The sequence below is a fragment of the Polaromonas sp. CG_9.5 genome (genome assembly GCF_035984465.1).
GTDB lineage: Bacteria > Pseudomonadota > Gammaproteobacteria > Burkholderiales > Burkholderiaceae_C > Polaromonas.
This window is the reverse complement of record NZ_JAXCHR010000021.1, coordinates 1-25,189: the sequence shown is the minus strand read 5'-3', so window position 1 is coordinate 25,189 and position 25,189 is coordinate 1. Positions and strand designations below refer to the sequence as shown.

General features: G+C 63.7%; 22 protein-coding genes. 11 read left to right on the top strand and 11 right to left on the bottom strand.

Going from position 1 to position 25,189, the window contains the following annotated elements; all coding sequences use genetic code 11:
• Positions 1-17: 17 nt before the first annotated feature.
• A complete protein-coding gene (locus tag RCH06_RS14510) occupies positions 18-1,562 on the bottom strand; it encodes a YifB family Mg chelatase-like AAA ATPase (protein ID WP_327082179.1) in 1,545 nt (514 codons plus the stop codon).
• 195 nt (positions 1,563-1,757) lie between these two features.
• On the opposite strand from RCH06_RS14510, the gene glnK reads away from it, so the two are divergent.
• The 6 genes from glnK (at position 1,758) to glcF (ending at position 8,131) form a co-directional block, all read left to right on the top strand.
• Positions 1,758-2,096: a P-II family nitrogen regulator gene (gene glnK, locus RCH06_RS14505; RefSeq protein ID WP_327082178.1), complete on the top strand. Its 339-nt coding sequence runs from the start codon at positions 1,758-1,760 to the stop codon at positions 2,094-2,096.
• Between the two features lie 31 nt (positions 2,097-2,127).
• Positions 2,128-3,678, top strand: a complete 1,551-nt coding sequence (gene amt, locus RCH06_RS14500) for an ammonium transporter (protein ID WP_327082177.1) — start codon at positions 2,128-2,130, stop codon at positions 3,676-3,678.
• Positions 3,679-3,803: 125 nt separating this feature from the next.
• Positions 3,804-4,730: an SMP-30/gluconolactonase/LRE family protein gene (locus RCH06_RS14495; protein WP_327082176.1), complete on the top strand. Its 927-nt coding sequence runs from the start codon at positions 3,804-3,806 to the stop codon at positions 4,728-4,730.
• A 208-nt stretch (positions 4,731-4,938) separates the two neighbouring features.
• A complete protein-coding gene (glcE, locus tag RCH06_RS14490) occupies positions 4,939-6,099 on the top strand; it encodes a glycolate oxidase subunit GlcE (protein WP_327082175.1) in 1,161 nt (386 codons plus the stop codon).
• A gap of 8 nt (positions 6,100-6,107) precedes the next feature.
• Positions 6,108-6,869: a YoaK family protein gene (locus RCH06_RS14485; RefSeq protein WP_327082174.1), complete on the top strand. Its 762-nt coding sequence runs from the start codon at positions 6,108-6,110 to the stop codon at positions 6,867-6,869.
• A 14-nt stretch (positions 6,870-6,883) separates the two neighbouring features.
• Positions 6,884-8,131 (top strand): glycolate oxidase subunit GlcF, encoded by a 1,248-nt coding sequence (gene glcF / locus RCH06_RS14480; RefSeq protein ID WP_327082173.1) that lies wholly within the window; start codon positions 6,884-6,886, stop codon positions 8,129-8,131.
• Positions 8,132-8,266: 135 nt separating this feature from the next.
• Here glcF and RCH06_RS14475 read toward each other — a convergent pair whose 3' ends face one another.
• From RCH06_RS14475 to lplT, 3 genes are read right to left on the bottom strand one after another with little or no spacing between them, the layout of a single operon-like run.
• Entirely contained in the window at positions 8,267-8,764 is a 498-nt protein-coding gene (locus RCH06_RS14475) for a glutathione peroxidase (RefSeq protein WP_327082172.1), read from the bottom strand.
• Positions 8,765-8,799: 35 nt separating this feature from the next.
• Positions 8,800-9,732, bottom strand: a complete 933-nt coding sequence (locus RCH06_RS14470; RefSeq protein WP_327082171.1) for a DMT family transporter — start codon at positions 9,730-9,732, stop codon at positions 8,800-8,802.
• On the bottom strand, positions 9,732-11,012 hold the full coding sequence (gene lplT, locus RCH06_RS14465; protein ID WP_327082170.1) for a lysophospholipid transporter LplT: 1,281 nt from the start codon (positions 11,010-11,012) through the stop codon (positions 9,732-9,734). The genes RCH06_RS14470 and lplT overlap by 1 nt, the downstream gene beginning before the upstream one ends.
• Before the next feature lie 221 nt (positions 11,013-11,233).
• Between lplT and alr the strand changes: the two genes are divergently transcribed.
• The 3 genes from alr to hepT are packed head-to-tail and all read left to right on the top strand — an operon-like array spanning position 11,234 to position 13,150.
• On the top strand, positions 11,234-12,343 hold the full coding sequence (alr, locus tag RCH06_RS14460) for an alanine racemase (protein WP_327082169.1): 1,110 nt from the start codon (positions 11,234-11,236) through the stop codon (positions 12,341-12,343).
• Complete coding sequence (gene mntA, locus RCH06_RS14455) at positions 12,340-12,732, top strand: type VII toxin-antitoxin system MntA family adenylyltransferase antitoxin (RefSeq protein ID WP_327082168.1); 393 nt, start codon at positions 12,340-12,342, stop codon at positions 12,730-12,732. The genes alr and mntA overlap by 4 nt, the downstream gene beginning before the upstream one ends.
• A complete protein-coding gene (gene hepT, locus RCH06_RS14450) occupies positions 12,725-13,150 on the top strand; it encodes a type VII toxin-antitoxin system HepT family RNase toxin (RefSeq protein WP_327082167.1) in 426 nt (141 codons plus the stop codon). The genes mntA and hepT overlap by 8 nt, the downstream gene beginning before the upstream one ends.
• Positions 13,151-13,179: 29 nt before the next feature.
• Here the strand turns inward: hepT and RCH06_RS14445 are convergent, their stop codons facing one another.
• The 7 genes from RCH06_RS14445 to hpaI form a co-directional block, all read right to left on the bottom strand.
• The gene (locus RCH06_RS14445) at positions 13,180-16,458 is read right to left on the bottom strand and encodes a DEAD/DEAH box helicase family protein (protein ID WP_327082166.1); all 3,279 of its coding nucleotides are present in this window, start codon (positions 16,456-16,458) and stop codon (positions 13,180-13,182) included.
• Positions 16,458-19,469: a site-specific DNA-methyltransferase gene (locus RCH06_RS14440; protein WP_327082165.1), complete on the bottom strand. Its 3,012-nt coding sequence runs from the start codon at positions 19,467-19,469 to the stop codon at positions 16,458-16,460. Before RCH06_RS14440 ends, RCH06_RS14445 begins: the two co-directional genes overlap by 1 nt.
• Positions 19,470-19,514: 45 nt before the next feature.
• Positions 19,515-19,958 (bottom strand): type II toxin-antitoxin system VapC family toxin, encoded by a 444-nt coding sequence (locus RCH06_RS14435; RefSeq protein ID WP_327082164.1) that lies wholly within the window; start codon positions 19,956-19,958, stop codon positions 19,515-19,517.
• Positions 19,955-20,251: a FitA-like ribbon-helix-helix domain-containing protein gene (locus tag RCH06_RS14430; RefSeq protein WP_327082163.1), complete on the bottom strand. Its 297-nt coding sequence runs from the start codon at positions 20,249-20,251 to the stop codon at positions 19,955-19,957. Before RCH06_RS14430 ends, RCH06_RS14435 begins: the two co-directional genes overlap by 4 nt.
• A gap of 130 nt (positions 20,252-20,381) precedes the next feature.
• Positions 20,382-21,356, bottom strand: a complete 975-nt coding sequence (locus RCH06_RS14425) for a 2-dehydropantoate 2-reductase (RefSeq protein ID WP_327082162.1) — start codon at positions 21,354-21,356, stop codon at positions 20,382-20,384.
• 117 nt (positions 21,357-21,473) lie between these two features.
• Positions 21,474-21,878, bottom strand: coding sequence for a 5-carboxymethyl-2-hydroxymuconate isomerase (locus tag RCH06_RS14420; protein WP_327082161.1), 405 nt, complete (start codon positions 21,876-21,878; stop codon positions 21,474-21,476).
• Positions 21,879-21,948: 70 nt separating this feature from the next.
• Positions 21,949-22,755, bottom strand: a complete 807-nt coding sequence (hpaI, locus tag RCH06_RS14415) for a 4-hydroxy-2-oxoheptanedioate aldolase (RefSeq protein WP_327082160.1) — start codon at positions 22,753-22,755, stop codon at positions 21,949-21,951.
• A 95-nt stretch (positions 22,756-22,850) separates the two neighbouring features.
• Between hpaI and RCH06_RS14410 the strand changes: the two genes are divergently transcribed.
• Both RCH06_RS14410 and radA read left to right on the top strand, forming a co-directional pair.
• Positions 22,851-23,366 (top strand): septal ring lytic transglycosylase RlpA family protein, encoded by a 516-nt coding sequence (locus RCH06_RS14410; RefSeq protein ID WP_327082159.1) that lies wholly within the window; start codon positions 22,851-22,853, stop codon positions 23,364-23,366.
• A 207-nt stretch (positions 23,367-23,573) separates the two neighbouring features.
• The gene (gene radA, locus RCH06_RS14405; protein WP_327082158.1) at positions 23,574-24,953 is read left to right on the top strand and encodes a DNA repair protein RadA; all 1,380 of its coding nucleotides are present in this window, start codon (positions 23,574-23,576) and stop codon (positions 24,951-24,953) included.
• The last annotated feature ends 236 nt before the right edge of the window (positions 24,954-25,189 follow it).

The window sequence follows — 25,189 nt, the reverse complement described above, 5'->3', positions numbered from 1 at the left end:
GACATGAAGCGCATTCCTCACTGCGCCGCCTTCAGCACGCGCCGGTATTGCACCGCTTCGGCGACATGGGTGATTTGCACGGTTTGAGCGCCGGCCAGGTCAGCGATGGTGCGTGCCACTTTCAGGCAGCGGTGAATGCCCCGGCCTGACCAGCCCAGCCGCGTGGCTGCCACATTGAGAAATTTGGCCGCTGCCGGGTCAAGCTGGCATTGCGTGTCGATGGCCTGGCCTTCAAGCGCCTGGTTGGCGCTGCCTTGCCGGGCCATCGCGCGTTCCCGGGCTTGCACTACCCGGCTGCGCACCGATTCAGTGGATTCGCCGGGCGGCGCGTTCACCAGTTCTTCGGCGGCCAGGCTGCCGACTTCCACATGCAGGTCGATGCGGTCGAGCAGCGGGCCGCTGAGTTTGCCCTGATAGCGCAGCACCACCTCGGGCGAGCAGCGGCAAGTGCGCAGGCTGGAGCCCAGATAGCCGCAAGGGCAGGGGTTCATGGCGGCAATCAGCTGAAAGCGCGCCGGAAATTCCGCGCGTTGCGCGGCGCGCGAAATCGTGATGTGGCCGGACTCCAGCGGCTCGCGCAAGGCTTCCAGTGCGGCGCGCGGAAATTCGGGCAATTCATCCAGGAAAAGCACACCCCGGTGCGCCAGCGAGATTTCACCGGGACGCGGAGGCGAGCCGCCGCCTACCAGCGCCACCGCACTGGCTGTGTGGTGCGGCGCGCAGGTCGGCCGCACGGCCCAATGGTCGAGCGTGAAGCGTCCACCCAATGAAGCGACGGCAGCGGTTTCCAGCGCTTCTTCGGTGGTCATGGCGGGCAGCAGGCCAGCAAAGCGCTGCGCCAGCATCGACTTACCCGAACCCGGTGCGCCGACCATCAAAATGCTGTGCCCGCCAGCCGCTGCAATTTCCAGCGCGCGCCGAGCAGCGGCCTGGCCCTTGACATCGGCCAAGTCCGGGTAAGCGGGCTGGCGCGAAGGCGCGGCAGAGGCTACGCGCGTCCAGCCGTTCGTGGTTTCGGGCACCGCATCGCCCGGCAAAAATTGCCGCACCACGTCGAGCAGATGCTGCGCGCGGTAAACCTCGGCCTGCGGCACCAGCGCGGCTTCTTGCGCGCTGCCTTCGGGCAGCACCAGACGGGGCAAGGTGTGCGGAGCGCCGTGCGCGGGCCGGGCAATCGCCAGGCTCATGGCCAGCGAGCCGCGCACCGGCCGCAAGTCGCCGCCCAGCGACAGCTCGCCGGCAAACTCATAGCCGGCCAGCTTGCGCCCATCAATCTGGCCGCTGGCCGCCAAAATGCCGAGTGCAATCGGCAGGTCAAACCGGCCTGAATCTTTGGGCAAATCAGCCGGTGCCAGGTTCACCGTGATCCGTTTGTTGGCCGGAAATTCCAGCCCGGCATTCTGGATCGCCGAGCGCACCCGCTCGCGCGCTTCCTTGACTTCGGTGTCGGCCAGCCCGACCAGCGTAAAGCTGGGCAGGCCGTTGGCCAGATGCACCTCGACGCACACCGGACGTGCCTCAAGCGCCAGCAGGGCGCGGCTATGCACTAAAGACAGGCTCATGGGTCAGCTTTCGGTTCAATGCGCCAAAGTCGTGCGCAGGCATTGCGCCAACATGGTGCGTGACAAGTTGTAAGTGGCTAGCGTAACGCGCCCGCAGCCAGCGCGGCCACAGCGCGGGGCGTGATGCCGAAAAAAAGCTGGCACGGTCTGTGCATTTCAAGGTGCATCCATCTGTTTTTTTCAAGGAAAGTCGCCATGAAACTCGTCACTGCCATCATCAAACCGTTCAAGCTGGACGAGGTGCGCGAAGCACTGTCCGAGATCGGCGTGCAGGGCATCACCGTGACCGAAGTCAAGGGCTTTGGCCGGCAAAAGGGCCACACCGAGCTGTACCGGGGCGCTGAATACGTCGTCGATTTTTTGCCCAAGGTCAAGATCGAAGCGGCGGTGTCCGATGCGCTGGTCGAGCGCGTGATTGAAGCCATCGAAACCTCGGCCCGCACCGGAAAAATTGGCGACGGCAAGGTTTTTGTTTATGACCTGGAGCAGGTCGTGCGGATTCGGACTGGCGAAACCGGCCAGGAAGCGCTCTGAAGTCACCCCCTTAACCCCAAAGAACATCGCCATGAAAAAACTGATCGCTTCTGTGCTGCTGGGACTGAGTTTGCTGGGCACGGGCGCTTTTGCCCAGGCGCAAACGCCAGCCGAAGCGCCTGCCGCAAATTCTGCCGTTGCCGCCCCGGCTGAAGCCAAAGCGGATGCCGCCGCTCTGGTCGCTGCACCCGCCGCCGCTGCTGCCGTAGCCCCGCCTGCCGCCGCGCCCGTCGCCGCTGCCGCACCCGTCCCCAACAAGGGCGACACCGCGTGGATGATGGTGTCGACCATTCTGGTGATCCTGATGGTGGTGCCGGGCCTGGCCCTGTTCTATGGCGGCCTGGTGCGCAGCAAGAACATGCTGTCGGTGCTGATGCAGGTGATGGTGACGTTTTCATTGATTGTGGTGCTGTGGTTCATCTACGGCTACAGCCTGGCGTTTACCGAGGGCAATGCCTTCATAGGCGGCTTTGACCGCTTGTTCATGAAAGGCATCTGGGACAACACTGCCGGCACGTTTGCCAACGCCGCCACCTTCAGCAAGGGCGTGGTGATTCCGGAAATCGTGTTTTCTGCCTTCCAGGCGACGTTTGCCGGCATCGCCTGCAGCCTGATCGTCGGTGCGTTTGCCGAGCGCATCAAGTTCTCTGCGGTGCTGCTGTTCATGGTGATCTGGTTCACCTTCAGCTATGTTCCGATGGCGCACATGGTCTGGTTCTGGATGGGGCCGGACGCCTACACCGGCAAGGAGGTGGTTGACGCGATGAACGGAAAAGCCGGCTACATCTGGCAGTCGGGCGCGCTGGACTTTGCCGGCGGCACCGTGGTGCACATCAATGCGGCGATGGCCGGTCTGGTCGGTGCGTACATGGTTGGCAAGCGCATTGGTTATGGCAAGGAAGCCATGGCCCCGCACAGCCTGACGCTGACGATGGTCGGTGCTTCGCTGCTGTGGGTAGGCTGGTTTGGTTTTAACGCCGGCTCGGCGCTGGAAGCCAACGGCTTTGCCGCGCTGGCCTTCATCAACACGCTGGGCGCGACGGCTGCCGCCGTGCTGGCCTGGTGTTTGGGCGAAGCGCTGATGCGCGGCAAGGCGTCAATGCTGGGCGCGGCCTCTGGCGCGGTGGCTGGTCTGGTGGCCATCACGCCCGCCGCCGGCAATGTTGGCATCGCCGGCGGTCTGGTGATTGGTTTTGTCGCCGGTTTTGCCTGCCTCTGGGGGGTGCATGGCCTGAAGAAAATGCTCGGCGCCGACGACTCGCTGGACGTGTTTGGCGTGCATGGCGTGGGCGGTATCGTCGGCGGGCTGCTGACCGGCGTGTTCAACTCGCCCGCCCTGGGTGGCCCCGGCTTTGTGGCCGACTGGGTGACGGCCACCGGCATCACGGCAGCCGACTATTCCATCGTCTCGCAAGTCTGGATTCAGGCCAAGGCCGTCTTGCTTACGGTGGTCTGGTCGGGCGTCGTGTCTTTTATCGCCTACAAAGTGGTTGACCTGACGATTGGCCTGCGCGTCAGCGAAGAAGACGAGCGCGAAGGCCTGGACATCACCTCGCACGGCGAAACCGCCTACAACCGTTGAGCACGGTTTGTTGAGCTGACAGAAGTTTCATGGGGAATTTCGGCCCGCTGGCCTCCAACCAGCGGGCTGTTTTTTTGGCGCTACAGTGGCAGATTGTCTGCAATGCCTGCCCTTGAGGAGATTCCATGCTCTGGCAAACCGCTATTTCCCAGCCCAGCGAATTGGGCGAATCCCCGTTCTGGCACCCTGACGAGCAACGGCTTTACTGGGTCGACATTCCCGCCCGCCAGGTCTGCCGCTCAACGCTGATTGATGGCGTTGTCGAGCGCTGGACGCTGCCGTCCGAGCCCGGCTGCATCGCGCCGGCCCGCAGCAGCGGGCAGAGCACCGGACTGGTCATTGCCCTGCGCGACGGCATTTACCGCGCCCGGCACTGGGGCGGCGAGTTGGGGCTGCTCGCGCCCGCGCTGCACGACCCGGCCACCAGCCGCTTCAACGACGGCAAGGCCGATCCGCTGGGGCGCTTTTGGGCCGGCACGATTTACGAGCCGCGCGATGCGGCGCGGGCGCAGCTTTTTTCGCTCGATGGCCGCAATGGCCGCACGCTGATGCTCGAAGCCAAGGCCGCCGATGCCACCACGGCCAACGGCCTGGCCTGGTCGCCCGACGCGGCCACGCTGTACTGGACCGACACGCCCAGCCATGCCGTTCGCGCCTGGGACTGGGACGCCGCCAGCAACACCCTGAGCCACGAGCGCGTGTTTCATGCCTGGCCTGGCAAACCCGAAGGCTGGCAGCCGGGCAGGAGCGGTTATGGCGGCCGGCCCGACGGCGCGGCGGTTGATGTGCAGGGCAACTACTACGTCGCCATGTACGAAGGCGGGCGGCTGCTCAAGCTGTCGCCCGCTGGCGAGTTGCTGGCCGAATTTGCCGTGCCGGCGCAATGCCCGACCATGCCCTGCTTTGGCGGCGCTGACTTCAAGACGCTTTACCTCACCACCGCCCGCCAGAAGCGCCCGGCGCAGGAGTTGGCGCAGTGGCCGGATTCGGGCTGTGTGTTTTCAATGCCGGTCGACGTGCCGGGTTTGCCGGTGAATTTCTTCCTGGACTGAGCAATTCTTGGCGTTTTTTTATAAAAACAGGCGCACGCGCAGGCCAGATGGGCACAGTCAGCTATTTTATTAATAGCGTTTTGGCGGACCGATGAAGGGCAAGGCACGGCCTGCGCAAGCCAAAAACGCCCGCCTGCGAAAAAACCGAACACGCTGCGTTCAAAAAAATCAAACCCCCTGAACGCCTTGCACGCGTACCATTCTGGCCATGAATGCAGACACAGACATGACGGCTTTGATGGCCACGCGCGTTCGCCAGGCGGCGCAAAGCGGCACGCAGCTGCGCATTCGCGGCGGCGGCAGCAAGGATTTTTATGGCCAGGATTTGCGCGGCGACGTGCTCGACATGGCCGCGTATGCCGGCATCGTCAGCTACGAGCCGAGCGAGCTGGTCGTCACCGTGCGCGCCGGAACAAAGCTGGCCGAACTGGAAGCGCTGCTGGCCGGACAAGGCCAGTGCCTGCCGTTCGAGCCGCCGCACTTCGGCCCTGACGCCACCGTTGGCGGCATGGTCGCCAGCGGGCTGAACGGCCCGGCGCGCGCCAGCAGTGGCGCGGTGCGCGACTTTTTGCTGGGCGTGGTGCTGCTCAACGGCCAGGGCGAATGCCTGACCTTCGGCGGCCAAGTCATGAAAAACGTTGCCGGCTACGACGTTTCGCGCCTGATGGCCGGGGCGATGGGCACGCTCGGCGTATTGCTGGAGGTGTCGCTCAAGGTGCTGCCCATTGCGCCCGCCGAAGCCACCTTGCGCTGCAGCCTGCCGCAGCAAAAAGCGCTGGATTTGCTCAACCGCTGGGGCGGCCAGCCGCTGCCGCTGAACGCCAGTTGCTGGGTGCATGACGACAGCGCCAGCCCTGCACAGGATGTGTTGTTTGTGCGGCTGCGCGGCGCGGTGGCGGCGGTCGATTCCGCCTGCCCGCGCATGATGGCCGACGTGAAGGCCGCCGGCGGCCAGGCGCTGGTCATGGAAAACACCCAGGCCAGCGCCGACTGGAACGCCTGCCGCGAGCAAACCCTGCCGTTTTTTGCGCAAGCGCCTTCGCTTGATGCCTGCCTGTGGCGCCTGAGCGTGCCGCAAACCACGCCCGCGCTGGACTTGCCTTTTGTCCAGCTGATCGAGTGGCACGGCGGGCTGCGCTGGCTGTGGGCACCGGCCTCTAGCGCCGCGCAACTGCGCCAGATGGCAAGCCAGGCCCGCGGCCACGCGACCTTGTTCCGGCGCGCTGCCGGGACGCCGCTGGATGCGCCTGTCATTACCCCGGTTTTCACGCCGCTGTCAGCTGTGCAGGCGCGCATCCAGCGCGAACTCAAAAAGCAGTTTGACCCGGCGGGCGTTTTCAATCCGGGCCGTCTGTCTGCGGACTGGTAAAGCACCGCGTGCGGCGTTTGCGTCACCTCAGCGGCCAGCACCGCACGGCTTCCACCAACCGGCTGCTGGGCGGCATCCTGGCTTTCAATGCCGGGGCCATCAACGCCGGGGGCTTTCTGGTGGTTCACATGTACACCTCGCACATGACCGGCTTCGCCTCCATGCTGGCCGACAACCTGGTGTTGGGCAACATGACGCTGGTGCTGGGCGCATTGGGCACGTTGCTGGCCTTTACCACCGGGGCGGCCGTCACTGCCGTGATGGTGAACTGGGCACGCCAGCGCCATGTGCGCAGCGAATATGCGCTGCCCCTGCTGGCCGAGGCCTTGCTGCTGCTGGTGTTTGGCCTGATGGGCGCCACCCTGAACCGCCAGACGCCGTTTGCCGTGCCGCTGACGGTGCTGGTGCTGGCCTTCACGATGGGGCTGCAAAACGCGCTGGTCAGCAAAATTTCATCGTCGCAGATTCGCACCACGCACATGACCGGCATCATTACCGACATCGGTATTGAGCTGGGCAAGCTGTTTTACTGGAACCGCACCGAAAGCCCGTTTGAGTCGCGCGTGCGCGCCAACCAGATCAAGCTCAAGCTGCTGCTGACGCTGCTGTCCGCGTTTGTCCTGGGCGGCCTGGTGGGCGCGGCCGGGTTTCGTTATGTCGGCTTTATCTGGGTGGTTCCGCTGGCGATATTGCTGCTGGCTTTGTCTTTGCCGCCCTTGTATGCCGACCTTTTGCGCACCGTGCGGCGCCGGCTGAATGCTCCCAAATAAGTGGATTTCACACCATGCAAACCCAACTCGCCCCTGAATTTCAGAACACGCCCGACGGCCTGCAAGCCGAAGCCATTTTGCGCAAATGCGTGCATTGCGGCTTTTGCACTGCCACCTGCCCAACCTACCAGCTGCTCGGCGACGAGCTGGACGGCCCGCGCGGCCGCATCTACCTGATCAAGCAGGTGCTCGAAGGCGAAATGCCGACGCGCAAGACCCAGCTGCACCTGGACCGCTGCCTGACCTGCCGCAACTGCGAAACCACCTGCCCCAGCGGCGTGCAATACGGCCATCTGGTCGATATTGGCCGCAAGCTGGTCGATGAACGCGTGCCGCGCCCGGCCGGCGAACGCGCCGTGCGCTGGGCGCTGAAGGAAGGCCTGCCGTCGCCGCTGTTTGCCCCGGCCATGAAAATCGGCCAGGCGGTGCGCGGTCTGCTGCCGGATGCGCTGAAGAACAAGGTGCCTGCCAAACAGGCATCCGGCGTTTGGCCCACGCGTACCCATGCCCGGAAAATGCTGATGCTGGAGGGCTGCGTGCAGCCCGCGATGATGCCCAACATCAATTCAGCTACGGCCCGCGTGCTGGACGCCGCCGGCATCCAGACCGTCGTGGCGGCCAAGGCCGGTTGCTGCGGTGCGGTGAAGTTTCATCTGAACGACCAGGACGGCGGTAAAGCCGAGATGCGGCGCAACATCGACGCCTGGTGGCCGTATGTGGAGAGCGGCATTGAAGCGCTGGTGATGAACGCCTCGGGCTGCGGCGTCACAGTCAAGGAATACGGTTACATCCTGAAGGACGACCCGGCCTATGCCGAAAAAGCCGCCCGCATCAGCGCGCTGACCCGCGACTTGAGCGAGCTGCTGCCCATCATTGCCGAATCGCTGCAGGCAAGCCAACCCGCGCTAATGAAAGAAATCGCCGCCAGCGCGCCCCGGCTGGCGTTTCACCCGCCTTGCACGTTGCAGCACGGTCAGCAGTTGCGCGGCGGCGTCGAGCAGTATCTGGGCGCGCTGGGTTTTGACATCCGCGTGTCCAGCAATGAAGCGCATCTGTGCTGCGGCTCGGCGGGCACGTATTCGGTGCTGCAGCCCGAACTGGCCTATCAGCTGCGCGACCGCAAGCTGGCCAACCTGGGCGAAGTCGCGGCAGACGTGATTGTGTCGGCCAACATCGGCTGCATCACGCACCTGCAAAGCGGCACCGCCACGCCGGTTCGGCACTGGGTTGAAGTGCTGGATGACGCGCTATCGAATCAATAGCTGTCAGTGCTTGCCAGCATTGCGCCAACAGCTGTTTTTCTATGAAAAGACAGGGTGGGGGTTGGCACGAAGCAAGTGACAGGTTTTCGTATCGGCGCTTGAATTTTCAGAATCTCCTGAACACCCTTTGATGGCTCACGCCGCCAGTGCGGCTTCAATGTCTTTGGCCAGGTCGGCTGGCTTGTCCAGCGGCGCATAGCGCTTGATGACCTTGCCGTCCTTGCCGACCAGAAACTTGGTGAAGTTCCACTTGATGGACTTGCTGCCCAGCAGGCCGGGCGCTTCGGCGGACAGCCACTGGTACAGCGGATGGGCGGCGGGGCCGTTGACATCGATTTTGGACATCATCGGAAAACTCACACCATAGTTGACCTGGCAGAAGCTGGCGATGTCGCTGTCAGCACCGGGGTCTTGCGCGCCAAACTGGTTGCACGGAAACCCCAGCACCGCCAGGCCTTTGCTGCCGTAGGTTTGATGCAGTGTTTCCAGTCCGCCAAACTGCGGCGTAAAACCGCACTGGCTGGCGGTATTGACGATCAGCATGACCTGGCCCTTGAACGCCGACAGGGCCATGTCCTGGCCGTTGATCTGGCGGGCTTCAAAGTCGTAAACCGTGTGGGCGTCTGGGCGCATGAAAAAGCTCCTGGCTGGGTGGGGAAATTGGCGTATCAGCTTGATTCTGCGTCCGTCTGCGCGTCTTTGGCGGCCGGCGCTAGCGCTGCAAGCAGGGCCGCCAGCACGACCAGACTGCCGCCCAGCAGGATGCGCGGAGTGAACTGGGCCGCGCCCAGCAGGGCTGCGGACAGGCTGGCAAACAGGATTTCGGTCAGCATCACAATCGCCGTGGTGGCGGCGGCCAGCCGCGACGCGCCATATTGCAGGGCCGTGTTGCTGACCATGAAGGCCAGGCTCAGCCCCAGAAACACCGGAATGCCGGCAGTCTGCAACGCCGGCGCGGGAATGAGTTGCAGCGACATGCCCAGCAGCGCGGCCAAGCCGGCCATCAGGCCGCTGCCGCCAAACATGGCCAGCATCCGAGAGGCCGGTGGCGTGTGGCCGTATTTGCGCAGCAGGGAGTTGGTCACGGCAAAGCTGAAGCCGCCGGCAATCGCCAGCCAGTCGGCGCTGCCCTGCGGCACAGGCCAGGACACATCGGGCGTCTTGAGCACGATGAGCACACCGATCATGGCCAGCAGCAAACGGCCCAGCGACATGGGCGTGGGTTTTTCACCCAGCAGCAGCCAAGCCACCAGCACCGACCAGGCCGGCATCAGGTAAAAAAGCAGTACCACCCGCACCACGTCGCCGACAGTCACCGCCCAGTTGAAACCAATGTTGGTCAGGCCAGAGGCAATCGCCAGAAACCACAGCTGCGGGCAGGCCACGAAGCCGCGCCAGGCCTTGAATTGCAGCACCAGCAGGCCGGCCGCAATCATCAGGTACATCAGCGCCGTCGCCCACAGCGGGTGCAGGCCGTGGCCCTGCAACTGGCGAAACGGCCACCAGGAAACGCCCCAGACCAGCGCATTGAACACCAGCGCGCCGGCCGCCAGCAGGGCGGTGCGCCCCCTGGCGGCGCCGGCCAAATCCAGCCCCGTCATCAGTGCGATTTGTCGCTGCGGGCGATGCTGATCAGGTGATCAAGCTGCACCTTGTATTTGACGGTGTTGCTTTTGTGCCAGCGCTGGATCAGCCACATGAAGCCGGCCACCACGATGCCAAAGCCGGTAATCGCGCCAAACGCCGACAGCCCCAGGCCGGTGGACAGGCTGTAGCCTGCGCCCAGGCTCAAAATGCAGGCCTGCTCATTAAAGTTTTGCACCGCAATCGAGCGGCCCGCGCCCATCAGGTTGTGGCCCCGGTGCTGCAGCAGCGCGTTCATTGGCACCACCAGAAAGCCGCCCAGGCCGCCCAGCAAAATCAGGAAGGGCGCGGCCACCCAGACGTTGCTGATGAAGTTCATGCCGATGACCAGCACGCCCATCGCAATGCCCAGCGGCATGACCTTGGTGGCATGCTCCAGCCGCATCCGCATCGACGCCAGGATGGCGCCGACCGCCGTGCCAATCGCCACCACGCCGACCAGCGACGACGCCTGCGTGGTGCTGTAACCCAGCGCTGCGGCGCTCCAGGCCAGCACGATGTAGCGCAGGTTGCCCGACACGCCCCAGAACAGTGTCGTGGTGGCCAGTGAAATTTGTCCCAGCTTGTCGCGCCACAGCGCCGAGTTGCAGTTCCAGAAATCGGGCAGCAGCTCGAACTTGTTGCGCGGCATCGGGCGCATTTCAACCCCAGTGTCAGGGATGCGCAGGTTGAACCAGGCGGCAATCGCATACAGCACGATCAGCAGGCTGATGGCCGCTTGGGGTGCCGTGTTGACGCCGGTGTCGATGAACGGAAAGTCAAACGCCAGCAGATGGCCGGAGATGGCATGGCCGACCAGCTGGCCGCCCAGCAGCACGCCGAGAATGATGGAGGAAATCGTCAGCCCCTCGATCCAGCCATTGGCCTTGACCAGCTGCGAGGACGGCAGCAGTTCGGTCAGGATGCCGTATTTGGCCGGCGAATACGCCGCCGCGCCCAAGCCCACAATGGCGTAGGCCAAAAGCGGGTGCGAGCCAAACAGCATCATCAGGCAGCCGACCACCTTGATGGCGTTGCTGACAAACATGACGTTGCCCTTGGGTCGGGCGTCTGCGTAGGCGCCGACAAAAGGTGCCAGCACCACATAGAAAAGCGCAAACATTGGCACCAGCGCGGCCGGTTGCCATTTCGGGGCTCCATTGGTTTTGAGGAGTTCTACAGCTGCTACAAATAGCGCGTTGTCAGCCAGCGAGCTGAAGAACTGGGCTGCCATGATGGTGTAAAAACCGCGCTTCATTAAACTGTATTAGTCACCAAAAAAATGCATCAGTTGATCTGATGCCCCCCCATACAGGTGAATGTCTCCAAAGTATTGCCGTTTATAGCATGGGGTCTGGTGACAGAATCCAAGAAAGACCCTGAGCCTGCTTTTGAGCCCGTCCCCGAGTCCACGCCTGAGCCCCCACCCCACCGGCCAAAGCCGCTCTGCCCGCCGTTCTTTCTCTACCTGATTGCGCCATGCCACGTCCCATTCTTGCCACCATTCACACCGCCGCCCTCAGCCATAACCTGGCGCGCGTTCGCGAGGCCACGCCCGACGCCAAGGTCTGGGCCGTCGTCAAGGCCAACGCCTACGGCCACGGCATCGAGCGCGTTTTTGATGCGCTGCGCAGTGCCGACGGCTTTGCGCTGCTGGACTTGGACGAAGCCAAGCGGCTGCGCGCGCTCGACTGGCGCGGCCCGATTTTGCTGTTAGAGGGCTGCTTTGACGCGCGCGACCTGGAGCTGTGTTCGCGCCTCGGGCTGTGGCACACGATTCATTGCAATGAGCAAATCGACCGGCTGGCCGCCCACAAAACCCAGGTGCCGCACCGCGTATTTTTGAAAATGAATACCGGCATGAACCGTCTGGGCTTTGTGCCCGAGCGGTTTCGCGCCGCCTGGATTCGCCTGAACGCCTTGCCGCAGGTCGAAGAAATTTCGCTGATGCAGCATTTCCCCGATGCCGATGGCCCCAAAGGCATCACCGCGCAACTCCAGGCCTTTGAGGCCGTGACGCACGACCTGGCCGGCGAACGCACGCTCAGCAACAGCGCGGCCATCTTGCGCCACGGCGCGGCGCTGGACGGCCGCTCCGACTGGGTGCGGCCCGGCATCGTGCTGTACGGCAGCGCGCCTGACTTTCCTGCGCACAGCGCCGCCGACTGGGGTTTGCAGCCCACGATGACGCTGTCGTCGCGCCTCATCGGCCTGCAAAATTTGCAGGCTGGCGACACGGTCGGCTACGGCTCCAGCTTTGTCGCTGAAGGGCCCATGCGCATCGGCGTGGTCGCCTGCGGTTACGCCGACGGTTATCCGCGCCATACCGTCACCGGAACGCCGGTGCTGGTCAATGGCGTCCGGTGCCGCATGGTCGGGCGCGTCAGCATGGACATGATCACCGTCGATTTGACGCCGGTGCCCAAAGCCGGCCTGGGCAGCGAAGTCACGCTCTGGGGCCGCGCTGCCAACGGCACCGTGCTGCCCATTGACGACGTGGCGCAGTCCGCCGGCACCGTGGGCTATGAGCTGATGTGCGCTGTGGCGCTGCGCGTGCCGGTGGCGGTGGATGAAGCGGTCAAATCATGAACCAGCCAGCCATCCTCGAACTGCTGCACCACCGCGTTCCCGGTCTGCTGGCCATCTACATCTTCGGCAGCCGTAGCCAGGGCACGGCGGGGCCTGACAGCGATCTGGACTTGGCGGTGCTGGTGGCCGGTTATGCCGATCCGCTGGCCTTGTGGGCGCTGTCCGGCGATCTGGCCGATCTGGCGGGATGTCCGGTAGACCTGCTGGACTTGCGCGCAGCCTCCACCGTGATGCAGCACCAGATCATCACCACGGGCCAGCGCTGGTGGGCCAAGGATGCGCAGGCCGCCTTGTACGAGGCCGCCATCCTGAGCGAGAAAACAGCCCTCGATACCGCCCGCGCGGGCCTGCTGGGCGATATTGAAAAAAGGGGAACGGTCTATGGCTGATGACGTGCTGATCAACAAGGCCGCCACCATCGAGCGCTGCGTCAAGCGGGCGCGCGAGGAGTATGACCGCGACCCGGCCACTTTTGCCACCGATTTCACCCGTCAGGATGCCGCCATCCTGAATATCCAGCGCGCCTGTGAGGCCGCGCTGGACATGGGCCAGCACCTGATACGGCGTGAAAAGCTGGGCGTGCCGCAAAGCGCGCGTGACGTGTTCACCCTGCTGGCGCAAGGCGGGTGGGTGGAGCCGGCGCTGGCCGATGGCCTCAAGCGCATGGTCGGCTTTCGCAATATTGCCGTGCATGACTATCAAGCACTGCAGCTGCCGATTACGGTGGCCATCATTCAAAACCACCTGGACGAGTTTTTGCGCTACAGCCAAGCCGTGCTGCTGCGCGATGCGGCCAAGCTGATCTGATGCGAAGGACGCAAAATTACGCGGCGTCTTTACGGTGCTTTGGGAGAAGTTGCAGCGGGCAGGAGCGTCAATAAGTTGCCCAACAGGCGCTCCACATAGCCGCCATCCGCGTCCTGGTGCAATAAAACAGAGGGCGCGCCTGACCAGCTGAATCCGGGTCGAATCTTGCGCAACTCGGACTCGGTATTGCTGCTCAATACAAATCCGCAAATCGGCACCGAAAACTTCCAGGACGGCACGGTTTTCTCCAACAAATCAAACTTGTCCTGCGGCCACTGGTGGCGCAACCCCTTGGGCTCCACAAAAGCCAGCGCTTGCTGCTCACCGCGTTTGAGCCACAGCAAAAAGTCCGGAAAAAAGCCCTCGGCAGCAAACAGACCAACTCCGACACCCGCCAGATTACGCAGCAAAACGATGTCCACGCCAGCCCACTCGGGCAACGTATGCAGCCGCTCCCACACCCGCCGCGTGTCCCAGACCAGCCGCGCCTCGCTGTTTTGCAGCGGCGGCGGCGAGATGCGCAAGGTCACCGGCTGCTCGTCCAGCAGGCTGAACTGCTCGCCAGCATCCACCAGCGTAGCGGGTGCCGCCAACAGCAGCGGGCTGTAGAGATGCTGGGGAATATGCAGACGCGGCAGCGGCAGGCCAAAGGTGTCTGCGTCCGCGCCTTCCCCGAGCGCCTTGAGAACCTGCGACAAGGTTTGCTGCAGGTCAATTTCACCCGCTTCTTCGCGCAGTGTGCCCAGAATCCGGTCCCAGCCCTGCGGCTTGAGTTGCGCGCCGCCCAGGCTTTTGCGCAAGGCCTCCACGGCACTCTTGACCACATCCTGCGCCAGCATGGCTTCTATCCGGTAGCCCATCGTTTGGGCGCCGTCCGGCAGGGTTTGCATCGGAAAGTTAGGGTGCGCCGTGGTAATGCGAACTTGCTTGGGAAACTTCGTCATGAAAGCCAGCCGCGCGCGCCGCAGCGTGCGCGCCAATGCCGCTTCCCACTGCGCCAGCACCTCATGGCGCAGGCGTTGCCGGTCTTCGGGGCTGATGGGCAGACGCGCGGCCGGCAGGCTGGCACGCACGGTGTCCAGCCAGCGGCCCGCCTCGCCCGGCGTGACCCACAGCTGCTGCAGGCTTTGCTGGCGCGCCAAACGTTGCGCATGCTGAAACAGATGCTCCGCATTCAACGACTGTTGCAACAGCGCGCGCGCCGGATGGGTCTGCACCGCATCGTGCAACAGCTGGACTTCTCCTACGCCGTCTTGCAGCGACAACCGGCTGGACAGGTCAATCAGCGGCGGCGTGTGCTCGCTGGCCCTGAAGCGCACCGGCTCATGGCCAAAATCGGCCAGGCGATCAGCGTCGTGAACCGGTATTTGCAGGTTGAGCGCGTCAAAGTCCGCGCGTATCGAAATCGGCAGCACCTCGCTTTGCGCCGGCATGCCTTCGCGGCTCAGGGTGTCCAGCCAGGTCTGCACATATTCGGCCTTCACGCCAAACACATACAAGGTTTCGCCCAGCTCAATGCCTTGCGGGTGCGGCCCCAGCTCAGGCACATGGCTGGCGCGTTTGAGGCGTCCGCCCACGCCCGCCAGCCGAACGCCCCGGCCAAAAAGCTGAATCACCTGCGTGCCGGCATTGCGGCCAATCTGCAGCAAACCCAGCGTGCTGACGCGAAAGCTCGACCATCCCTCGATGAATTTGCGTGAACCAATCAGGAATTTCACTTCGGGCACATCTGCCAGCCGCGCAAACAGCGAGCCGGTCACCTGGTCCGCGTCTTCCACCACCAGGCCTGCCGCACGCAGCGCCTGGGCCAGTTTGTGCGCATCGCCTACATAAGCCGTGCCAAACCAGCGGTCGGCCTGCGCGCCGGGCAGCCGGATACCCAGCTCGTCCTTGGACAAAGGCCGCACCGCCAACTGGCCCTGACCGCCAAAAAGTTCCGTGCACAGGTGGGTGTGCAACACCTTGGCGCCCAACGCACGTTCAGCCGCCAGGTCCAGCTGCGCCGCAAAAAGCGCTTGCTGGATTGGATTGGCCGCATCCAGCACCTGCCTGAGCAGCGCCTGGGCAAAGGCTGCGTCCGCCGCAAAGCGCGCCAGAAACACCAGCACCTGCACCACGTCCTGGCTCTTGCCGGTGACGCTCTGGCCGACAAACACCGCCAGCGGCGGGCTCAGCCGGTAGCGCTGGGCACGTGCCGCGTCGTCTGCAAAGTAGCGTACCTGCCGCCAGAACGCCACCAGCGCCGCCGCCAGCACCAGGTCTTGCGCATGGCTGTCGCGCGTGACCAGGCTGCGCGGGCTCTTGCCAAAACCATCTTCATGAAATCGGCGGTAGCCATAGTCGAACACGGTGCAGCGCGCATAGTCGTCAAAAAACCCCTTGTCGCCGTCGGCAATCTGGGCAAAAGTGGCCGAGTATTCAAACTCGAAGCCGGGCTCACCTTCCACCGAATGCAACGCATGCATGCCTGTCAGCGCTTGCCGGCGTTCCCGAAAGGCCGATTCCTCGCCCGAATTACTCTTGCCGCCCTTGTGTCCTTCATCGACCAGCAGCAAGTTGGGGCCGGGGTACTGGTCGGTGCAAACCGACACGCCTTGCTTGACCCGGTTGCGCAGGCCGTCCTTGTCGGCCGGCAGGTAGAGCTTGGTAAGTTCGGTGATTTCCAGCGTGCGGCCCAGCGTGATGTCATCCAGGCCGCTCAAATCAAGTTCGCTGCGGTGCTGAACTGAAAGCGTTTCGTTGGGCGTCAGCAGCAGGACGCGCTGCGGCAGCTGACCCAGAATTCCCGGCGCATGGCGCAGGAACTGCAGCGTGTTGAGGTGCAGCATCAGCGTTTTGCCACTGCCCGTGGCCATCCACAGCGCCAGGCGGTTCAATTGTCCCGGCTGGACTTCAGGCAGATAGGGGAAAGACTGCTCGCGCAGGGTATTCAATTGCGCCACCAGCAAAGCGCGTCCGCCGGGTGCGGCCAGCCGCGCCAGGTACAGCTCGACAAACAGCGCCGCCAGCCACTGGAAATGCGTCAGGGCAAAACGCTCGCCTGTCGCGGCCTCGCGCGTAGCAGCAATGCCGGCCCAGTCCGCCATGAAGGCGCGCTCGCTGGCGGCCAGCGCCTCGGGACTGATGCGCACCCCGTTGCGCGACAGCACCGCCGCCAGGCGCGCCGAATAGCCGGGCGCACCTGCATCGGGCGCGTCCTGCACCCGTGCCAGCAGTTCGTTGTAGCGGCCGCCCAGTTCATCGGCCAGCCAGCGCACCAGCAGCAAGCTGCGGTCAAAACGCTGGGTTTGTCGTGCTGCCGTGGCCATCAGCGCGCCCGCTCCATCATGCGCTCGGCCAGCAGGCTGTCAATGCAGGTGCCTGAGCGGCCCGCCGGCCAGAACGCGGCCCGGTTGTAAAAGATATCGGCGTAGTCCTTGAGTTCGCGCTGAAACGCCGTTTGAGTCGCCCCGGCCAGCCACGTGTATTCGGCTTGCGCCGCTTTTTCGTCGCGCTCGTCGGCTACCGCGCGCAACCACAGCAAGACCAGTTTGGGCTGGGGCGCGCCGCGCGCCAGGTCGGCGGCCAGCACCGCTTCCATCAACTGGTGGCGCTGGCCGTGCGCGTCCTTCAGCTCGCGCTGGCGCTTGGGCACCAGGCCCAGCAGCAGGCGCGCGGTTTCTTGCAGATCGACCTGCGCCAGCCGCTCGCCGGTCGGTTCGTGCAGCGTCAGCTGGTAGGCAAACGGGTCGGTCAGTTGCTGCGTGGACAGCCGCACCGGCTGGCCGTCGCTGTCGTCCATCAGCCAGTAGCGCAGCAGATGTTCCTGCGCGTCATGCGCTACTAAATCTATAGCTGCTTGCGCAGGTGCAGCATGCACCAGAGGCTGATTTTGTTCAAAATCAAGGGCGTTGAGGCTGTCTTCGTAGCGCTCCAGCCGCAGCACCCGCACCAGCGGCAGGGTGCGGCGGCTCCAGTGCTGCGTGTCGTCCGCGCCGTCGTGCTTCACGCCGTCTTTGGGCTGGCCGTCTTTCCAGTCCGGGCTGGCCATGACCTTGGCGATGCGCGGCAGGGTCACGCTGTCAAAGTATTCGCCTTGCTCGACCAGCAGGAATTTGCGCGCGCCGCCGTCTTCGCGGTTGAGGTTGATGACGGCATGGCCGGTGGTGGCGCTGCCGGCGAAGAAGTCGAGGGTAAGGGTGCCCGCACCAATGCGGATGCAGCGTTCAATCAGGCGGGGCGGCTTGGGTGCCGTGAAATTCATGCCTTCTTCAAACATGCTGCGCAGTATCTGGATGGCTTCCTGGTTGTGGCCGCATTCCTCATAAGACCAGATAGTGCGCGGTACAAGGTCGCCGACTTCGCTGAGAAAGCGCTTGTATCGGGGCATTTTGAGCTGGCCTTTTTCGCCCCACCATACGCGGTTTTCCTGCAAATTCAGCGCGTGCTGCTCTTTCGAGTAGGCCCACACCCGGCCTTTACCCGGAAGAACTTCCTCGCCCGTCATCGGATTCTGGACGGGATAGTAAAGACCGGGCCGTTCATCCGCCGACTTGTTCGAGGTGTAGTCGCCCGACATCCAGACACCGCGCGGATCACTGTCAGGGTTGGTGAATGCTTTGTCTTGCTTGTCAGCTCGCGGCAGCTTGGTAGGCATCCAGTTCAGCTTGTCTTTTGCATAGCAGAGCAAATAGTCGTGGTCGTCGCTGAACCAGGTCGCGTCGTTTTGCGGGGCATATTTTTTCTGCCAGATGATGTCGGCCACAAAATTTCCAGCGCCGAACTGTCCGTCAAGCACTTGGCGAAAGTGGTTGTGCTCATTGTCGTCAATAGAGCCAAAAAGCACGCCCTGGGCTGCCAGCACGGAGCGCGCAGCATGCAGCCGGGTGTCCATCAGCGAAGCCCAAGCGCTGTGCCGGGTGAACTCGTCCTTGTACAGGAAGCCATCGCCGCCCGTGTTGTACGGCGGATCAATGTAAATACACTTCACCCGCTCGCGATAAGCCGGTTCGATGGTGCGCAGCGCCGCGTAGTTGTCGGCGTGAATCAACTCGCCGCCCAGCGCGGCTTCCAGGTCGTCAAAGCAGGCCAGCAGACGCGCCTTGAAGTCGGCGTCAAAATGCCGGGTATGCAAGGGCAGGTGCGGGCAGGCGGCCAGCAGTTTCTTGCCGTCGGGCTTTTTGGTTTTGTCGCCCAGCCATTGCGCCCATTCCCTGGCCTGCGCGGCGCTGGCGCAGGCTTGCGCCACCAGTTGCCTGCCGGCTTCGCCGCCTTCGCGCAGCAGCCAGGAGCACTGCGCCAGGTAGTCGGCTTGCAGCACGAACTTGCGTTTTTCAAACAAGGTGGCCTGAAAGCGCTCGATCTGGTCCAGAAAGACGATCAGGTCCAGCGCAATATCGCGCACCAGCCTGAACTTGGCGCGGATACGCGGCAGTTCGTCATCGCGGGCGTCCCACACCTGCACAAATTCGTGCTTCAGGTACACGTCGAGTTCGCCGCGCAAAAATTCGCCCAGTTGCGGATGCACAAAAAAGTCGCTGGTATTTTTGCGCACAAAACGCCGCACATTGCTGGCCAGCAGCACCGGGTTCAGCTCGGGCGGTGCTTTGGCGGCCTTGAAGTCAAGGCCCGCCAGCCAGGCGTTGACGACGCGTTCCTGCAAATTGGCACCCTCGGTGGCGGCGCTGGCGTCTTCTGTGGATGAAATGTCGTCAACGTCCTCGCCCGACGGGCGCAAGGTGCTCTTATTTTTGTAGCGTTTGCTCTCCAGGTCGGTGGCCGCGCGCCATTGCCAGCTGACTTCCAGCGCGGCATCGGCTGCTTTTACCCCGGCCGGAAAAAAATACTTCTGTGCGCCTTTGGCGTTGTCTTTTTCAATGTCGGCGCGCTCCAGGCAAAAACGTACTTCGCGCCCGTTGTCCTTGTAGGCGTAGCGGGCAAACAGTTCGCCGCTTTTGACGTAGTGGCTGCCTTTGGTGGCCCAGTGGAAATGGGTGTCCTGCCCGTTGTAGGGCACGGCATAGGCGGCGCTGCCGCCACGGCGGGCGCGGGGGATGAAGTCGCCCTCGTCCCAGTAGCGGCTGAAAAAGACGTGCAGGTGGTAGTAGCAGTTCGCCGCTTCGGTGTCGGCCAGCAAGCGGCCGCTGGCCTGGGCCAATGCCTGCGTCCAAACCGCGATGCGGGCGGGCAGGGCAAGGTCCAGGTACTCCAGGATTTGCGCGCGCCGGTAGTTCAGGATGCGGTAGATGCCGAAGTCCAGTTCGGCCATGTCGAGTTTGAGAATGTCCTGCTTGAGCAGGCTTAAGAAACGCTGCTGGGCGGAGGGGGTGGCTTGTGGCATGGTGGGGATTGTCTGTGATGGCGGGTAGCGGTTGGCGACCCTCCGTCAGGACAGGCTGGCCAGGTGCGTTTGGGCGGCAGTGCCGAGTTTTTTGTCAAAAGTTGCCAACGGCGCTTTCAGTTCAGCGGCCAGCCATAGGTAGGCGGCGTCGTAGCCGCTGAGGTGGTAGCGCAGGGCCAGCTCGTACTGGGCCGCCGCATCGGTGCGGTGCAGTTCAATGGCTTGCGCGCCGTAGTCGGAAAGCGCCAGCGCGACCACTTCCTGCGGGCAGCCTTGCAGCTGCTTTTGGGCCGCTGTGTTGGCTATTTCATGGTCAAGCAAGTCGGGGGCGTGTAGTGTTTTGCCGGCAAGCTGGCGTAGCGCGTCGTCCCGGCTGGCTTCTTCAAACAAGATGGCGGCCAGAACGCTGCAGTCCACCACAAGCGGCGGGCGCGCCAGATAGGACGAAGGCGGCTCGGCCACAAAAAGGGGGCGAAAAGTGGGGCTCATCGTGCGTCACGCGCTGCGCGGAGGATGTCCACCGCCAAGGGCGCGCCGGTGACCGGCTGAGGAAACCGCTGGCGGCGTTCCGTGGCGATTTGCTCAATGGTTTTCCAGCCGCGCTGGAGGCGGGCCGATGGCGCGACCACTGGCGATTCTGTGGCGTCTGACAAGGACTCGTGCGCCGCTTGTTCAATGATGGCCATTAACTCGCCTTGAAGTGAGCGGTGGTTGCGCGCGGCACGTTGGCGCAAGGCTTCTGCCCACGCTTCAGGCACATCTTTGACTGAGAAATTTGGCATTGTGGTTTCATAATGGATTTATGGTGCCATTATGAAACTATTTAAGGTTAAGTCAGCGCCTGGCCAAAAATGCCACGTCGCCCAATTCTGCCGGTGCAGATCAGCCGCGCCGTGGGCGCAATCCACGCGCTCAATACAGCCCGAGTCCCCGCGCCTGCACCCGCGCCAGACCCAGCAGCGCATCGGTAAAGGGTGTCGCGACACCGGTCAGCTGGCCCAGCTCGCGCACGGCGGCCACCAGTGTGTCGAGTTCCAGCGCCTTGCCGGCTTCCACGTCTTGCAACATCGAGGTCTTGAACGCGCCGAGCTTGCGCGTCACCTGGTGCCGGTCTTCGGGCTGCTGGTCAATCGGAATGCCGATGCGCGCACCGATTTCCTTGGCCTCCAGCATCACCTGCGAGATGAAACCGCACACCAGTTCGTCGCCCATGATCAGGTCGGTGGTCGCGCCGGTCAGCGCGCTGATCGGGTTGACCGTCATGTTGCCCCAGAGCTTGAACCAGATGTCTTTCTGGATTTGTGCCGACACCGGCGCTTCAAAACCGGCTTTTTCCAGCAGTGTGGCCAATTGCTGAACGCGCGCGGTTTTCTCGCCCGACGGCTCGCCCAGAATCAGTTTGTTGCCAAAATGGTGATGCACCAGTCCGGGCTCGGGCAAAGAGCAACTGGCATGCACCACGCAGCCGATGATCCGCTGCGCCGGCAGGGCGGCGGCCAGCGCGCCGTCCGGGTCGACCGAGGTCAGCCGCGTGCCCGCCAGCGCGCCGCCAAAGCCCTGCAAAAACCACCACGGCACGCCGTTCATGGCCGTCAGCACGAGGGTTTGGGGCCCAAGCAGCGGCGCGATCTGGCGCGCCACGTCGGGCAGCGACGGGGCTTTCACGGCCAGCACCACCAGGTCTTGCACGCCAAAGTCAGCGGGCAGGGCAGAAGACGCCACCGCTTGCGACGTGATGCGGTCGCCTTCGCGCAGGCGCAACCCGTGCAGTTGCAGCGCGTCCAGCGTGGCCCCGCGCGCCACCACGCTGACGCTGCAGCCCGCGCGCGCCAGTCCGCTGCCAATCCAGCCGCCAATCGCACCCGCGCCGTAAATACAGACTTTCATGGGGTTCTCCGGTTAAAAATACAATGAAACAGGCTGCTGGCGCAAGTCTGGCGGGCGCTGACAGCTATTGATTAAATAGCAATTCAGGCGCTGACTCAGACGGGCCTCAAACGCGCATCAAGTGGGCGTCAGGTACGCCGCCAGGTTGTTGTGCTTGCCTTCGTAGACCGGCGCGCCTTCGTCGATCTGCAGCGTCAGCCCGATGGCATGGCCGGCAAACAGCGGCGCGAGATGCGCTTTGGCGCGGGTCAGCACGGCATCGCCGGCGCGTGCAATCGTCGCCGCGCTGCGGCCCGGCGTGATGCGCAGGTTCAGGTCAATGAAGGCCCGGTCCGGCTGTCCGTCGGCCACGGCAAAATGCGGCGTGGCCCGGGCCATCACGCGCGTGCCGGCCACCGGAAACAGCGGTCCGCCGTCGTCATGGCGCAGCGCCACCAGCGTAGCGGCCAGCGCCGTACACAGCGCGCCCATGTCGGCAGCGGCTTCCAGGTTGGCGGTGTATTCAATGTTCAGGTGCGGCATGCAAGCTCCAGGTAAAAAAACAGGTGGCCGGTGCGCACCACGCTCCGGCAGGGCAGGGGCCATTTGTGCTTCAGCAAGTCTGGCTGGCCGGCGCGACCGACACGCTGCTTTTAAAACGTGCTGCCAGCGCGCTGGTGGTTTGGGCCAGCAGGCTGATGTCCAGCCCCACGGCCACAAAGGTGGCGCCGAGTTTCAGGTAGTGGTGCGCCAGCGCTTCGTCGGGCGTCAAAATGCCCGCCGCCTTGCCGGCATTGATGATGCACGCAATGGCATCGGCAATCGCGGCCTGCACGTCTGGATGTCCGGAGTTGCCGACCTGGCCCATCGACGCCGACAGGTCGGCCGGGCCAATAAGCACGCCGTCCACGCCTTCCGTCGCGGCAATCGCGTCCAGATTGCGCAACGACAGTTCGGTTTCGGCCTGCACCAGCAGGCAGACCTGCGCATTGGCGTCATGCACATACGCCGGGTTGCGGCCCCAGCGCGAGGCCCGTGCGCCGCCCATGCCGCGAATGCCCTGCGGCGGGTAGCGCATGGCACGCACCAGGTCGGCGGCCTGCTCGGGCGTGTCGACCATCGGCACCAGCAGCGTCTGCACGCCCAAGTCCAGGTATTGCTTGATCAGCGTGGTGCCGCTGTGGCCGTGGCCCACCGGAACGCGCGCAATCGGGTGCGAGGCATACGGCGCAATCGCCTGCAACTGGCCCAGGATGCTGCGCAGGTCGTTAGGCGCATGTTCACCGTCGATCAGCAGCCAGTCAAAGCCGGCCCAGGCGCACAACTCGGCGCTGTAAGCGTCAGCCAAGCCCAGCCACAGGCCGATCTGCGGCCGCTTTTCGGCCAGCGCTTGCTTGAAGGGATTGAGAAGGTTGTTCATGAGACATCCTGCAGTGTGTTGTGATAGGTCGAATGCTACAACGCCCCTATTTCACGCAAGATAAACTTCCCGTCCGATACACATGAAAGCGCCCGATGCAGAAAATTTTACGCATAGCCTTGCTGGTTTTTTTCGCCTGCAGCCTGGGCGCGGTTCAAGCAGCGGACAGAAAAGTCTCAGCGTCCCACAAGCCCAAGGCTGCCAAGGCACAGGGTCAACATCCGGTCCACTACCGTGGCACGGCAAGGGCGGCGGTCAAGCATCCGGTCGAAAAAACTGGCAAAGCGGGCAAGTCGCAGACCGGCAAGGCGTCGTTCTACAGCCACAGGCTGAGCGGTAAAAAGATGGCCGGCGGCGAGCGGATGAACCCGAATTCAAACAACGCGGCCAGCAAGACCTTGCCGATCGGCACCCGGGCCAGAGTCACCAACCTGCACAACGGCAAAAGCGCCATCGTCGTGATCAAAGACCGGGGGCCCCACGTGCGGGGCCGAATCATTGACGTGTCGCCTGCAACGGCACGGCTGCTGGGGGCCAGCAAACAGGGCGTTATCTCGGTCAGGGTCACGCCGCTCGAAGTGCCACGCGCCAGCGGCAAAGGCAAGCGCTGAACGGTCAGCAGCAAAGCGCCACACGCCAGGCAGCTTTTTGATTTCCCGGCAAAAACGAACGTCGACCCGCTGCCAGGGTTCGTCAAGGCAGCCGTCTGGCGGGTGGCCGGCAGGCGTGAAGGCATCGTAAAAATTCCTCATTCCGACCGCGTAGGGTTGCCCCGGCACGCGCTGCAACACCCGGGTCAACTGCATTACATTGCCCGCATGGCCAAAGAAAAAACGATTTACACCTGTACCGAATGCGGCGGCATCAGCCCCAAGTGGCTGGGCAAATGTCCGCACTGCAATGCATGGAACACCCTGATCGAGTCGGTTGCTGACAACCCCGGCGCTGTCAAAAACCGCTACAGCACGCAGCGCCAGGGGCTTGCGAAAGCCTCTGAAGTCACCGCGCTGGCCGACATTGAGGCCAGCGACATGAGCCGCACGCCGACCGGCCACGAAGAGCTTGACCGGGTGCTGGGCGGGGGCATCGTCGAGGGCGGCGTGGTGCTGATTGGCGGCGACCCCGGCATTGGCAAATCGACGCTGCTGCTGCAGGCGCTCGATTCGCTGCAGCGCGCCGGGCTGAACACGCTGTATGTCACCGGCGAGGAAAGCGGCGCGCAGGTGGCGCTGCGCGCGCGCCGGCTCGGGCTGGACGGCTCGCAGGTGAAAGTCATGGCGGAAATCCAGCTCGACAAGATTCTGGCGACGCTGGAGGTCAACCAGCCGTCGGTCGCGGTGATTGACTCGATCCAGACGGTGTATTCCGACTTGCTGACCTCCGCACCGGGCTCGGTGGCACAGGTGCGCGAATGCGCGGCGCACCTGACGCGCACGGCCAAGTCCAGCGGCGTGTGCATCATTCTGGTCGGTCATGTGACCAAAGACGGCGCGCTGGCCGGCCCGCGCGTGCTGGAGCACATGGTCGACACCGTGCTGTACTTTGAGGGCGACACGCATTCGAGCTTCCGGCTGGTGCGGGCCATCAAGAACCGCTTTGGCGCGGTCAATGAAATCGGCGTCTTTGCCATGACCGAAAAAGGCCTGAAGGGCGTCACGAATCCGAGCGCGATGTTCCTGAGTCAGCACAGCGAGCCGGTGCCCGGCAGCTGCGTGATGGTGACGCTGGAAGGCACGCGACCGCTGCTGGTCGAGATTCAGGCGCTGGTCGATGACGGCGGTGCCAATCCGCGTCGTCTGAGCGTCGGTCTGGACAAAGACCGGCTGGCGATGCTGCTGGCTGTGCTGCACCGCCATGCGGGTGTGGCCTGCATGGACCAGGATGTGTTTGTGAATGCCGTGGGCGGCGTGCGCATCAGCGAGCCGGCGGCGGATTTGGCCGTGATGCTGGCGATTGCGTCAAGCCTGCGCGGCAAGGCGCTGCCCAAGGGTTTTCTGGCGTTTGGCGAAGTCGGCCTGGCAGGAGAAGTGCGGCCCGCGCCGCGCGGCCAGGAGCGGCTGCGCGAAGCGGCCAAGCTGGGCTTCAGCGTGGCCGTCGTGCCCAAGGCCAACGCGCCCAAAAAGCCCATCGAAGGGTTGACCATCCACCCGGTCGAGCGCATTGAGCAGGCGCTGGATCTGGTGCGCAGTTTGCAATGAGCCGGATCAGCTGGATTCCCGCCTGCGCGGGCATGACAGGGGTGTTGCTGTTTTAAAACGCTGGCAGCCAAATCGCTATGAAAGTAATAGCTGCTTGCGCCCGCCAGCTATGCGCCACAGCCCTGAAAAGCTTGAAAAATCGTAACTACTCAGCTCACCCAGCCCAGCGAGGCTGAACAGGCTGGCCCCTGAAAGTGCTGACGAGGCATTCAAAGAGGCAAGCGCGCTGCTTGCGA

Bases quoted from the DNA above. Each gene is read 5' to 3' on its own strand.
- RCH06_RS14510 (WP_327082179.1), bottom strand. From the start codon at position 1,562: ATGAGCCTGTCTTTAGTGCATAGCCGCGCCCTGCTGGCGCTTGAGGCA.
- glnK (WP_327082178.1), top strand. From the start codon at position 1,758: ATGAAACTCGTCACTGCCATCATCAAACCGTTCAAGCTGGACGAGGTG.
- amt (WP_327082177.1), top strand. From the start codon at position 2,128: ATGAAAAAACTGATCGCTTCTGTGCTGCTGGGACTGAGTTTGCTGGGC.
- RCH06_RS14495 (WP_327082176.1), top strand. From the start codon at position 3,804: ATGCTCTGGCAAACCGCTATTTCCCAGCCCAGCGAATTGGGCGAATCC.
- glcE (WP_327082175.1), top strand. From the start codon at position 4,939: ATGAATGCAGACACAGACATGACGGCTTTGATGGCCACGCGCGTTCGC.
- glcF (WP_327082173.1), top strand. From the start codon at position 6,884: ATGCAAACCCAACTCGCCCCTGAATTTCAGAACACGCCCGACGGCCTG.
- RCH06_RS14475 (WP_327082172.1), bottom strand. From the start codon at position 8,764: ATGCGCCCAGACGCCCACACGGTTTACGACTTTGAAGCCCGCCAGATC.
- RCH06_RS14470 (WP_327082171.1), bottom strand. From the start codon at position 9,732: ATGACGGGGCTGGATTTGGCCGGCGCCGCCAGGGGGCGCACCGCCCTG.
- lplT (WP_327082170.1), bottom strand. From the start codon at position 11,012: ATGAAGCGCGGTTTTTACACCATCATGGCAGCCCAGTTCTTCAGCTCG.
- alr (WP_327082169.1), top strand. From the start codon at position 11,234: ATGCCACGTCCCATTCTTGCCACCATTCACACCGCCGCCCTCAGCCAT.
- mntA (WP_327082168.1), top strand. From the start codon at position 12,340: ATGAACCAGCCAGCCATCCTCGAACTGCTGCACCACCGCGTTCCCGGT.
- hepT (WP_327082167.1), top strand. From the start codon at position 12,725: ATGGCTGATGACGTGCTGATCAACAAGGCCGCCACCATCGAGCGCTGC.
- RCH06_RS14445 (WP_327082166.1), bottom strand. From the start codon at position 16,458: ATGGCCACGGCAGCACGACAAACCCAGCGTTTTGACCGCAGCTTGCTG.
- RCH06_RS14440 (WP_327082165.1), bottom strand. From the start codon at position 19,469: ATGCCACAAGCCACCCCCTCCGCCCAGCAGCGTTTCTTAAGCCTGCTC.
- RCH06_RS14435 (WP_327082164.1), bottom strand. From the start codon at position 19,958: ATGAGCCCCACTTTTCGCCCCCTTTTTGTGGCCGAGCCGCCTTCGTCC.
- RCH06_RS14430 (WP_327082163.1), bottom strand. From the start codon at position 20,251: ATGCCAAATTTCTCAGTCAAAGATGTGCCTGAAGCGTGGGCAGAAGCC.
- RCH06_RS14425 (WP_327082162.1), bottom strand. From the start codon at position 21,356: ATGAAAGTCTGTATTTACGGCGCGGGTGCGATTGGCGGCTGGATTGGC.
- RCH06_RS14420 (WP_327082161.1), bottom strand. From the start codon at position 21,878: ATGCCGCACCTGAACATTGAATACACCGCCAACCTGGAAGCCGCTGCC.
- hpaI (WP_327082160.1), bottom strand. From the start codon at position 22,755: ATGAACAACCTTCTCAATCCCTTCAAGCAAGCGCTGGCCGAAAAGCGG.
- RCH06_RS14410 (WP_327082159.1), top strand. From the start codon at position 22,851: ATGCAGAAAATTTTACGCATAGCCTTGCTGGTTTTTTTCGCCTGCAGC.
- radA (WP_327082158.1), top strand. From the start codon at position 23,574: ATGGCCAAAGAAAAAACGATTTACACCTGTACCGAATGCGGCGGCATC.